General features: G+C 61.4%; 12 protein-coding genes. 7 read left to right on the top strand and 5 right to left on the bottom strand.

All coding sequences use genetic code 11. The annotated features are described in order from the left end of the window. Both ADADOO_RS13980 and ADADOO_RS13975 read left to right on the top strand, forming a co-directional pair. Positions 1-209, top strand: a 209-nt coding sequence (locus ADADOO_RS13980) for a transcriptional repressor (RefSeq protein ID WP_511278116.1), incomplete at its 5' end; no start/stop codon positions are given. A 17-nt stretch (positions 210-226) separates the two neighbouring features. Next, positions 227-826 carry a TMEM165/GDT1 family protein gene (locus tag ADADOO_RS13975; protein WP_511278115.1) on the top strand — a complete coding sequence of 200 codons (600 nt, stop codon included), beginning with the start codon at positions 227-229 and terminating at the stop codon, positions 824-826. Positions 827-866: 40 nt separating this feature from the next. Here the strand turns inward: ADADOO_RS13975 and ADADOO_RS13970 are convergent, their stop codons facing one another. The 5 genes from ADADOO_RS13970 to ADADOO_RS13950 form a co-directional block, all read right to left on the bottom strand. Next, a complete protein-coding gene (locus ADADOO_RS13970; protein WP_511278114.1) occupies positions 867-1,172 on the bottom strand; it encodes a type II toxin-antitoxin system RelE/ParE family toxin in 306 nt (101 codons plus the stop codon). Next, positions 1,160-1,444 carry a CopG family ribbon-helix-helix protein gene (locus tag ADADOO_RS13965; protein ID WP_511278113.1) on the bottom strand — a complete coding sequence of 95 codons (285 nt, stop codon included), beginning with the start codon at positions 1,442-1,444 and terminating at the stop codon, positions 1,160-1,162. The genes ADADOO_RS13970 and ADADOO_RS13965 overlap by 13 nt, the downstream gene beginning before the upstream one ends. A gap of 114 nt (positions 1,445-1,558) precedes the next feature. Continuing rightward, positions 1,559-2,218, bottom strand: coding sequence for a DUF6998 domain-containing protein (locus ADADOO_RS13960; RefSeq protein WP_511278112.1), 660 nt, complete (start codon positions 2,216-2,218; stop codon positions 1,559-1,561). A 169-nt stretch (positions 2,219-2,387) separates the two neighbouring features. Further along, positions 2,388-4,046, bottom strand: a complete 1,659-nt coding sequence (recN, locus tag ADADOO_RS13955) for a DNA repair protein RecN (protein WP_511278111.1) — start codon at positions 4,044-4,046, stop codon at positions 2,388-2,390. A 238-nt stretch (positions 4,047-4,284) separates the two neighbouring features. Further along, positions 4,285-5,214 carry an NAD kinase gene (locus ADADOO_RS13950; protein ID WP_511278110.1) on the bottom strand — a complete coding sequence of 310 codons (930 nt, stop codon included), beginning with the start codon at positions 5,212-5,214 and terminating at the stop codon, positions 4,285-4,287. Positions 5,215-5,260: 46 nt separating this feature from the next. On the opposite strand from ADADOO_RS13950, the gene hrcA reads away from it, so the two are divergent. From hrcA to ADADOO_RS13925, 5 genes are all read left to right on the top strand, one after another. Then, a complete protein-coding gene (gene hrcA, locus ADADOO_RS13945) occupies positions 5,261-6,289 on the top strand; it encodes a heat-inducible transcriptional repressor HrcA (RefSeq protein WP_511278109.1) in 1,029 nt (342 codons plus the stop codon). Then, positions 6,289-7,392: a ferrochelatase gene (gene hemH / locus ADADOO_RS13940; RefSeq protein ID WP_511278108.1), complete on the top strand. Its 1,104-nt coding sequence runs from the start codon at positions 6,289-6,291 to the stop codon at positions 7,390-7,392. Before hrcA ends, hemH begins: the two co-directional genes overlap by 1 nt. Positions 7,393-7,443: 51 nt before the next feature. After that, a complete protein-coding gene (trxC, locus tag ADADOO_RS13935) occupies positions 7,444-7,890 on the top strand; it encodes a thioredoxin TrxC (protein WP_511278107.1) in 447 nt (148 codons plus the stop codon). Between the two features lie 56 nt (positions 7,891-7,946). Next, entirely contained in the window at positions 7,947-8,996 is a 1,050-nt protein-coding gene (locus ADADOO_RS13930) for an SPM autocatalytic domain-containing protein (RefSeq protein ID WP_511278106.1), read from the top strand. 32 nt (positions 8,997-9,028) lie between these two features. Next, the coding region (locus tag ADADOO_RS13925) for a methyl-accepting chemotaxis protein (protein WP_511278105.1) at positions 9,029-10,301 on the top strand (1,273 nt) is incomplete at its 3' end.

Raw genomic sequence — 10,301 nt, 5'->3', positions numbered from 1 at the left:
TCGAAATCAACCACGGCAAGCACCACGACCACCTGGTCTGCATCAACTGCGGCCGGGTTGAAGAGTTTTACGATCCGGAAATCGAAAAGCGTCAGAACGCCATTGCTCAAGAACGCGGCTTCGCCATCCAGGACCACGCGCTCTACCTGTACGCCCAATGTACCAAGGACCAGTGCCCGAATCGCAACGATCCGAACGCCAAGTCCTGATTTTCTGATCTTTCCAGATGACTGAAATTGCCCTGGCGCCAGGGGCCTGGCTGTCCTCGGCCGGTGCCACCTTTTTGCTGATCGCCCTGGCCGAAATCGGCGACAAAAGCCAGCTCGTCTGCATGACGCTCGCCGCCCGCCATCGCGGCCTGCCGGTCGTACTCGGCGCCGTCGCCGCCTTTGCCATCCTCAACCTGCTCGCCGTGCTGTTCGGCGCGGCGATTGCCGCCTGGCTGCCGGAATGGCTCGTCACTGCGGCCGTTGCCGTGCTCTTCGCCGTCTTCGGCATCAGTTCCCTGCGTTTCGAAGAAGAAAACACCGAAGACATTAAGGAAAAGCCAGGCCGCGGCATATTCGCCACCACTTTCCTGATGATCTTTCTCGCCGAATTCGGTGACAAGACGCAGATCGCCGTCGCCGGCCTGGGCAGCACCGCCGATGCAACCGCCACCTGGGTCGGCGCCACGCTGGCCCTGACCTGCACGTCGATCCTCGGCGTTGTCGCCGGACGGCGCTGGCTCAATCGCCTGCCGCTGCACTGGATTCACCGGATCAGCGGTGTCTTTTTCCTGTTGCTGGCGCTGCTCGCCGTCCTGCGCCTGCTCGGTTTCATTTGATTTTTGGCCGTTTTTTCCGGTTGACCGTGGGAATGGTGGTTCAGTCTTCGTCCTGCCCCCAAAAGCCGGCTTCCCGTTGATGCCGTATGGCCAGAATCAAAACGACGTCCTGAACCGGCTCAAAACTGTAGAGGGCAACGTAACCGGTCCGTCCGCGTGAAATCACCAACTCATGCATTGCCGACTCCACCGGGCGCCCGACCAGCGGATGACGCGCCAGCAACGCCACCGCCTCCTCGATCAAACCAACCGTTTCCGCCGCAGCCGAAGGATCGGTCTTGATCAGAAAATCGGTCAGCCTTTCGAAATCGGCCAACGCCTGCTCTGAATAGCTCAGCCTTGCCAAGACTTTGCCTTCGGCCGCGCTACCTTCTCGCCGGCAATCCGTGCCCTCATGTAAGCATGAACCTCGCTGGCATCGAAGCCCTTGCCGGAACCCAGCATTTGCTCCCGAGCCACCTGCGCCTCGCCGACGAAACTGGCCCGTCTTTCTGCTGCCGTGGCGGCCTGCTCAATCGCCTGAACCATGAACGCATGCGGCGACACCCCTTTCTGCTCTGCCGCGGCAACGGCCCGCTGCTTGAGTTCGTCAGAAAGTTTCAGGGAGGTGGTAGACATGGTTGAGCTCCTTTTGCCGCAAGTGACACCACAGTAATACCCCGCACAATTCGTTGCAAGGGTAAAGCATTTGGTAAACGCGAATGGGCTGGCTCTGCCCACATAAATTTCTATCTAACCTTGCTGCTCTGCGACGGTCCTGATGACCAGACTACCTAGCTGGCGAGTATTGAACGGATTTCCGTTGGAATTCAGCACTGACACGCTTATTAGCTGCGCAATATCTTTAAGCACCGGATACACCGGGCTGACGGGCGCTCCCTCGCGCTCGACTTCGATGGTCCCACTCTCCAACTCTCGGAGCAGATACCCCTCGAACCGGACCTCTTTCGTCGCCCGAATTTCGCTTCTCGGCTTGGTTTTCTTTACAAGTCGGCTCAGTGTCAAACAGCGCTTACCATCACATTCCTGTGTCATTTTCGCCATAGCTTCGGCCACAGGGGCGTCCAGCAATGTCTCGACCTGCATATCCTCCGTGTTAATTCTCAGCACAATCACGCGGTCCACTTGACTCAGCGACCGCGGGTTAAACGCGATATGTCCATTGCTGCCCATCATTGCCGTGGTCTTGACTGAAATGCGCTCACCTTGGCCACTAACGACGTCGTAGCCCCCTTGGTTTACTGCCACAGCCATCTGTCCATTCGTAATCAGCGCCGCATAAAGCTCACCGATACGGCCGCAGAGATGTCGAAGCTCAGTAGGCGGAACACCCCACGCGAGCTCGCGCTCAAGCCACGCCATGGCTTCGCCGAGCGACTGGATGAGCTGCATTTGAGTGAGAGCCATAGTTAGTCAGTCTCCGGAATTTAGCGGCAAGTCGAAGAAATGCATTCCTGCAAAAAATCATGAAAAGCGAGGAGATACCGTGGTTTCTCAGCTTGTCCTTGTTTCAATTTCGGGCGTTTTTTCCGGTTGACCGTAGGGCTCCGGAAAATCCGCCTCAAGCCTTCAAACGGAGCAATTCGCGGGCGTGCTGCAGCGTGATGGCCGAAATTTCGACGCCTCCCAGCATGCGGGCGACTTCCTGGATTCGACCGTTTTCGTCGAGCGGCTGGATGGCACTTAGCGTGACGCCGTCTCGCGTGGCCTTGCTAACCTGCCATTGCCAGTTGGCGCGCGCGGCGACCTGCGGCAGGTGGGTGACGCACAGGACCTGCCGTTCGCTGCCCAGTTCGCGCAACAGGCGACCGACGATTTCGGCGACGCCGCCGCCGATGCCGACGTCGACCTCGTCGAAAATCAGCGTCGGGACGCTGGCTGAGCGCGAAGTGAGTACTTGTATCGCCAGGCTGATGCGCGACAGTTCGCCGCCGGAGGCGACCTTGGCCAGCGGTTTGGCTTCGTTGCCGGCCAGGCCGCCGATGCGGAATTCGATCTGCTCCAGCCCGTAAACGGCGCCATCGGCGACCGGGACCAGGGCGATCTCGAAGCGACCTGACGATAGCGCCAGTTGGCGCATGATTTCGCTGACTGCCGTGCCCATTTCGGTTGCCGCTTTCTTGCGGCCGGTCGAGAGTTTTCCGGCCCGGGCCAGATAATCCTGGCGGGCGGCGGCGACCCTGGCTTCGAGCGCGGCCAGATCGGCCGATTCATCGAGTTCGGCGAGGCGCTGCCGCCAACCGGCGAGCAAGCCCGGCAGTTCGGCGGGCTGGACGCGATATTTGCGGGAATGGCTCATCACTGCTTCCATCCGGCGCTCGACCTGGGCCAGACGGGCCGGGTCGAGATCAGCCCGGTCGGCGTAGCGGCGCAGGGTTGACACGGCGTCGGACAATTCGGCCTGCACGGAGCCGATCAGCGCGGCAACTTCGGCCAGCGCCGGATCGTATTCAGCCAGGTTCCCCAGCCGCGTGGCAACGCCGTCGATCTGCCGTTCGCAGGCGGCCTCGTCATCGGACAGGACAGCCAGCGCGTATTGCGCGCCTTCGATCAGGCTGGCGGCGTGGCCGAGGCGGCGGTGTTCGACATCGAGCGTCGCCCATTCGTCGTCACCAAAGGCCAGGGCGTCGAGTTCGCCGATCTGCCATTGCAACTGCTCGCGTTCGCGCTGCAGGACGTCGGCACCTTGGCTGGCGGTATGCAGCATTTGTTCGGCGTCGCGCCATATCTTCCAGGCGGCGGCAACTTCCCGCGCCGGCCCGCTCAGGCTGGCGTGGCTGTCGAGCAAGGCGCGCTGGGCATCCGAACGCAACAGTGACTGGTGGGCGTGCTGGCCGTGGATATCGACCAGCCATTCGCCAACTTCGCGCATCTGCTGGACAGTGGCCGGCGAGCCGTTGATGTAGGCGCGCGAACGGCCGCCGACGTCGACAACACGACGGAGCAGCAGTTCATCGTCGCCGTCGAAATCGTTGGCGCGTAGCCACTCGCCGACTTGCGGCTGGGCGGCGATATCGAAAGTCGCGGCGACCTCGGCTTTTTCACAGCCGGAACGAACGACGCCGGCATCGGCACGTTCACCAAGGGCCAGTGCCAAGGCGTCAATCAAAATCGATTTACCGGCCCCGGTTTCTCCGGTCAACGCACCAAAACCGGCCAAAAACGAGAGTTCCAGCCGGTCGACAATGACAAAGTCGCGGATCGTCAAATGCTGCAGCATTAAGCTTGAAACCTCAGTTGGACACGGCCGATGCTGCGTTTGGACGGGATGGCGGGCGCGAAGCGACGAGGCAGCAGACGCATGCCTGCAATGAGGTGCGCCAAAGCCGGACGCCCGACCAGACGTGCCAGCGGCCGTGTAGCGCTATCACCCCGAGGGTGAGTCGCCGCGAAGAGACAAAAACCTGTGTTCATGCGACGGGTCAGAAAGGAAGAAGCGGTCAACTGTGGTTTCAAGGTTAAGTTCCCTTGGGCCGCTCGCTCCACTGCAGCTTCTGGCGCAGCATGGCGAAATAGCTGTAGCCCGGCGGGTGCAGGAAGCAGATGGCGTTTTCGGAACGGCGCAGGCGCACGCAGTCGCCGCGTTCGAGATCGAGCGTCACCTGGCCGTCGAAGTGCACGCGCGCGTCGTCAGCATTGGCGATGCGCAACTCGATGTCGGCCCGATCATTGACAATGATCGGCCGGTTGCTCAGCGCGTGCGGGCAGAGCGGCACGAGGGCGATGCCCGCCGTCGTCGGGTGCAGAATCGGTCCGCCGGCCGACATCGAATAGGCCGTGGAGCCGGTCGGTGTGGCAACGATCAGGCCGTCGGAGCGCAGGTTATAAATGAACTCGCCATCGATAAACAGCTCGAATTCGATCATCCGGCCGATGGCTCCCTTGTCGACGACGACATCGTTGAGCGCCAGGTTTTCGGCGATTTCCTTGCCGTCGCGCGTCACTTCGGCGGCCAGCAGCATGCGGTTTTCCTGCCTGAAACGGCCGTCGAGCAGGTCATCCATGCAGGTCAGCAGGTCGCCACGGCCAATATCGGTCATGAAGCCAAGGCGTCCCTGATTGACGCCGACCAGCGGTACACAATAGCGGGCCAGACGGCGCGCCGCGTTGAGCATGGTGCCGTCGCCGCCGAGCACGATGGCGAGATCGGCGTGAGCGCCGATGTCGTTGAAACCGCAAGTCACCCAGCGCGACAGATCGACCTTCTTGCCAATATGCTCCGAGGTTTCACGCTCGATAAAGACCGACACGCCGCGCTCGTAAAGGTACTCGGCCAGACCACGCAGGGATTCAGCAATTTCCATGCTGTGGTATTTGCCGACCAGGGCGATGGTCCGGGGATTGCCGGGGGAAGCAAAGCTTCTGTTCATGGGGTCGAATTCTTGCATAAAAAGCACTTGCGGTGCTTGCCCCGGTTTTTTGTACAATCCGTCCATGCTTGATGAACGCTCGCGCACCCTGCTCAAAACCCTGGTCGAACACTATATTGCCGACGGGCAACCGGTTGGCTCGCGTGCGCTATCCAAGTTTTCCGGCCTCGATCTGTCGCCGGCCACCATCCGCAACGTCATGGCTGACCTCGAAGAAGCCGGCTTCGTCGCCAGCCCGCACACCTCGGCCGGGCGTATTCCGACGGCGCGCGGCTACCGGCTGTTCGTCGACCGCCTGCTCACCGTCCAGCCACTCGAAGCCCGGCAGATGGGCGAAATGAAGGAATCGCTGCACGGCCTGCCGAACAGCCAGATCATCGCCAGCGCCTCGCAACTGCTCTCCAGCCTGTCGAATTTCGCCGGTGTCGTCATCGCCCCGCGCCGTCAGGCCAGCCGCATCCGGCAAATCGAATTCCTCAGCCTGTCGGAAAAGCGCATCCTGCTCATCATCGTCACCGCTGACGGCGACGTGCAGAACCGCATCGTCAGCAGCGACAAAGCCTACTCACCGGCCGAACTGGTCAGCGCCGGCAATTACCTGACGCAAAATTTCGCCGGCCTCGATTTCGAACAGATTCGCCAGCGCCTGGCCAGTGAAATCCAGAAACTTCGCGAAGACATCAAGCCGCTCATGGCCCTGGCGCTCGATGCCGGCGACGCAGCGATGGCGGAAAATTCAGCGCCTTACGTCATTTCCGGCGAACGCAACCTGCTCGATGTCGAAGAACTGTCGTCGAACATGAAGCGCCTGCGCGAACTGTTCGATCTCTTCGAACAACGTTCCAGCCTCGTCCGCCTGCTCGACATTTCCAACCGCGCCGAGGGCGTGCAGATCTTCATCGGCGGCGAATCGGGCATCGCGCCGCTCGACGAATGCAGCGTCATCGCCGCCCCCTACAGCGTCGATGGCCGCATCGTCGGCTCGGTCGGTGTCATCGGCCCGACCCGCATGGCCTACGAACGCGTCATTCCCATCGTCGACATCACCGCCCGCCTGCTTTCCAGCGCCCTCTCCTTCAAGTCGGACAACTAATGCCCCGTTTTCTTCCGGAACCGCCGCACCGTCATGGCAACGCGGCCAGCACCGCTGTCGTCCTCGTCAATCTTGGCACACCGGACGCACCGACCGCGCCGGCCCTCAAGCGCTATCTCAAGCAGTTTTTGTCCGACCCGCGCGTCGTCGAGATTCCGAAACCAATCTGGTGGCTGATCCTCAATGGCATCATTCTCAACACCCGGCCGCAGAAATCGGCCGCCAAGTACGCCACCGTCTGGATGCCCGAAGGCTCGCCGCTACGCGTCCATACCGAGCGCCAGGCCAAGCTGCTCAAGGGCCTGATCGGCCAGCGCGGCCATCACGTTACCGTCACCTGGGCCATGCGCTACGGCGCGCCGGCGCTGCCCGACGTGCTGAGCCACCTCAAGGCCGCAGGCGCCAGCCGCATGCTCGTCGTGCCGATGTATCCGCAATACGCGGCGAGCACGACGGCGACCGTCGTCGACGACGCCTGCAACTGGCTGACGAAAACCCGCAATCAGCCGGAAATGCGCTTCACGCGCAATTTCCACGATCACGACGGCTATCTCGCTGCGCTCGAAAAATCCGTACGTCAGCATTGGCAGACGAACGGCGGGCTGGGCGACAACGACCGCCTGCTCATCAGTTTCCACGGCCTGCCCAAGCGCAGCCTCGAGCTCGGCGACCCGTATTTCTGTGAATGCCAGAAGACCGGCCGACTGCTCTCCGAGCGCCTCAACCTCAAGCCCGAGCAATTCCAGATCTGCTTCCAGTCGCGCTTCGGCAAGGCCGAATGGCTGCAGCCCTACACCGCGCCAACGCTTGAAGAATGGGGCAAACAGGGTATCCGCCGGGTCGATGTCATCTGCCCCGGCTTCGTTGCCGACTGCCTCGAAACGCTCGAGGAAATCGCCCAGGAAGGCCGCGCCGATTTTCTCAAAGCCGGGGGCAAGGACTATCACTACATCCCGGCGCTCAACGAAGACGACGCCTGGATCAAGGCGCTGGCCGACATTGTCGAAAGCCACCTGGCCGGCTGGCCAACCAAGCTCGCCATCGACCCGCAGGCACTCGAAACCACCGCCCGGCAAGCCATCAAATTCGGCGCCCGCTCTTGAAATCCGGCACCGGGCACCCATATCAGAAAAACCTGATATTTGGAGCGCCCGATGCCTGAAGAAAGCCTGCACGTCGTCTGTCCGCACTGTTCCACGGTCAACCGGATTTTTGGCCAAAAATTGAAAGATGCGCCGAACTGCGGCCAGTGCAAACAACCCCTGTTCAATGGCGAACCGACCGAACTGACCGCCGCCAACTTCGACCGCCACATCTCGCGCAACGACCTACCCGTCGTCGTCGACTTCTGGGCGCCGTGGTGCGGTCCCTGCCGACAAATGGCCCCCAATTTCCATCAGGCTGCCATCGACCTCGAACCCTATGCCCGGCTGGTCAAGGTCGATACCGAAGCCGAGCAGCAACTGGCCGCCCGCTTCAATATCCGCAGCATTCCGACCCTGGCCATCTTTAAAAATGGCCGCGAGATCGCCCGCCAGAGCGGCGCCCTCGACCTCGGATCGCTGAAACGCTGGATCCAGCCGCATCTTTACCAGCCTTAACTTCTCCCCCCGGTCGCCGTTAATAATGCATCCCAATGCGTTCGACGGAGGCCACCATGAAAATTGCCAGCAGCAACCTGCAAATGGCCTCGTCGCACACCCGCGTCGAGCGCCATGAAGTCCGCGAATCGCTGAGGATGTGGGTCGGGCCACAGCGTCCGCCATTTGCTGGCGAAGATTCGCGCCCCCGCCCGGCGCGCACCGACAACGTCAGCCTGTCTGACGCCGGCAAGGCGGCCAGCCAAGCCAGCGCCAGCGAAGGGAGTAGCGCGCTCGATAGCGACCCGCGACTGCGCTTCATTCGCTTCATGATGGAACGGCTGACTGGGCAGCGCATGCGGGTGTTCGACGCGAGCGAACTCCAGCCGGCAACGGCAACCCCGGCCATCGAAGCGCCCCCCTCTGCCAGCGAACAGGCGGGCCCGACGGCAGCCGGCTACGGCATCGAATACGACCGCCACGAGTCCTACAGCGAGGCCGAGCAGACGACGTTTGCCGCCAGCGGCACGGTAATCACGGCCGATGGCCGCGAGATCAAGTTCGACCTGCAATTGTCGATGTCGCGCCAGTACCACGAAGAAAGCGACATCGGCCTGCGCCTCGGCGACGCTGCACGCAAGACCGACCCGCTCGTCCTCAACTTTGCCGGCACGGCAGCGCAACTGACCGACCAGCGCTTCGCCTTTGATCTCAACGCCGATGGCCGCGCTGAACAGATCAATCTCCTTGCTCCGGGCAGCGGCTTCCTCGCCTTCGACCGCAATGGCGACGGCAAGATCAACAACGGCAGTGAACTGTTCGGCCCGACCAGCGGCGACGGGTTTGCAGAACTGGCCAGACTCGATGACGACAAAAATGGCTGGATCGACGAAAACGATGCCGCCTTTACCCAACTGGCCACCTGGACACCTGACAAATCTGGCAAAGGCGCTGTGCAATCGTTAAGCGATTCGGGCGTCGGCGCAATCGCGCTAAGCCGCATCGCTACGCCATTTGAACTCAAAACAAATGCCAATGAACTACTCGGAGGAATTCGCACTTCTGGAATTTTTTTGCACGAAGCGGGTACGGCTGGCACAATCCAGCAAATAGACCTGACCGCCTAGCCTAAAATGGCGGCAGAAACGTGAGGGATACCATGCCGCGCTTCGCCGATTTGAAAATTTGGATCCGCCTGACGGCGGCCATCTGGGTAGTACTGGCCATCATCTGGGCCGGCGCAATCGTCTGGACCACCCAGGTCAACCGAGAGACGGCGATCCTTCAGGCCCAGGATTTCTCAAAGAGCATCCACGAAATGACCATGGCCGGCCTGACCGGCATGATGCTGACCGGCACCGTCGGCCAGCGTGAAGTCTTCCTCGACCAGATCGAACAGCTCTCGGTCATCAAGGACCTCATCGTTGCCCGCAGCGATGCTGTGGTCAAACTGTACGGCCCCGACACCAAGAGCAAGCGTCCGCTCGACGCACTGGAAAAAGAAGTAATGACCAGCGGCAACCCGTACATGTCGGTTGAAACCGCCAACGGCAGCGCTTACCTGCACGTTATTAACCCGACCAAGGCGTCGAAAAACTACCTCGGCAAGGACTGCATCGCTTGCCACCAGGTTCCCGAAGGCACCGTGCTCGGCGTCGTCAGCATGAAGGTGTCGCTCGACTCCGTCGAAGCGCAGGTCTCGGCCTTCCGGATCAAGATCGCCGGTGTTGCGCTGGCCGCGCTGGGCGCCCTGCTTGTTCTGATCTACCTGATCACCAATCATTTTGTCAGCAAGCCGCTTGAGGCCATGCGCAAGGGCCTCGCCGACATTGCCCGGGGTGAAGGCGACCTGACGCGCCGGCTCGAGATCAAGGGAAACGATGAAGTCGGCCAGGCAGCACAGGTTTTCAACGAAATGATGGGAAACTTCAACCAGTTGGTCCGCCAGGTTCGCGACGCGGCCAGCCAGGTTTCCGCCCGCGTCGCGGCGCTCTCCGACAACGCCGATCGCGTCACGCAGAGTTCGCACCAACAAAACGAGAAGTCCGACCAGGCCGCCTCGGCTGTCGAGCAGCTGGTCTCCAGCATTTCCTCGATTGCCCAGAGTGCGGAACACGTCCAGCACCAGTCGCAGGAAAGTCTGGCTCGGGCCAACGAGGGCAGCCGCAACCTCAATGTGTTGCTCGGCGAAATGAATATCGTCGAGCGCGCCGTCACGGAAATGGCCGATTCGGTGAATAACTTCGTCAAGAACACCGAAGCGATTACGACGATGACCCGCGAAGTCAAGGACATCGCCGAACAGACCAACCTGCTGGCGCTGAATGCGGCCATCGAGGCTGCACGGGCCGGTGAACAGGGACGTGGTTTCGCGGTGGTCGCCGATGAAGTGCGCAAGCTGGCCGAAAAATCGTCGCGCTCGGCGACTGAAA

The sequence above is a fragment of the Azonexus sp. genome (genome assembly GCF_036170495.1).
Classification (GTDB): Bacteria; Pseudomonadota; Gammaproteobacteria; order Burkholderiales; family Rhodocyclaceae; genus Azonexus.
Note: the sequence above shows the minus strand (reverse complement) of the source record. Positions and strands in the feature narration are given on the sequence as shown.

Coding starts and splice junctions, on each gene's coding strand:
- hemH (WP_511278108.1), top strand. CDS start 6,289: ATGCCCCGTTTTCTTCCGGAACCGCCGCACCGTCATGGCAACGCGGCC.
- ADADOO_RS13950 (WP_511278110.1), bottom strand. CDS start 5,214: ATGCAAGAATTCGACCCCATGAACAGAAGCTTTGCTTCCCCCGGCAAT.
- ADADOO_RS13965 (WP_511278113.1), bottom strand. CDS start 1,444: ATGTCTACCACCTCCCTGAAACTTTCTGACGAACTCAAGCAGCGGGCC.
- recN (WP_511278111.1), bottom strand. CDS start 4,046: ATGCTGCAGCATTTGACGATCCGCGACTTTGTCATTGTCGACCGGCTG.
- ADADOO_RS13930 (WP_511278106.1), top strand. CDS start 7,947: ATGAAAATTGCCAGCAGCAACCTGCAAATGGCCTCGTCGCACACCCGC.
- hrcA (WP_511278109.1), top strand. CDS start 5,261: ATGCTTGATGAACGCTCGCGCACCCTGCTCAAAACCCTGGTCGAACAC.
- ADADOO_RS13960 (WP_511278112.1), bottom strand. CDS start 2,218: ATGCAGCTCATCCAGTCGCTCGGCGAAGCCATGGCGTGGCTTGAGCGC.
- ADADOO_RS13975 (WP_511278115.1), top strand. CDS start 227: ATGACTGAAATTGCCCTGGCGCCAGGGGCCTGGCTGTCCTCGGCCGGT.
- trxC (WP_511278107.1), top strand. CDS start 7,444: ATGCCTGAAGAAAGCCTGCACGTCGTCTGTCCGCACTGTTCCACGGTC.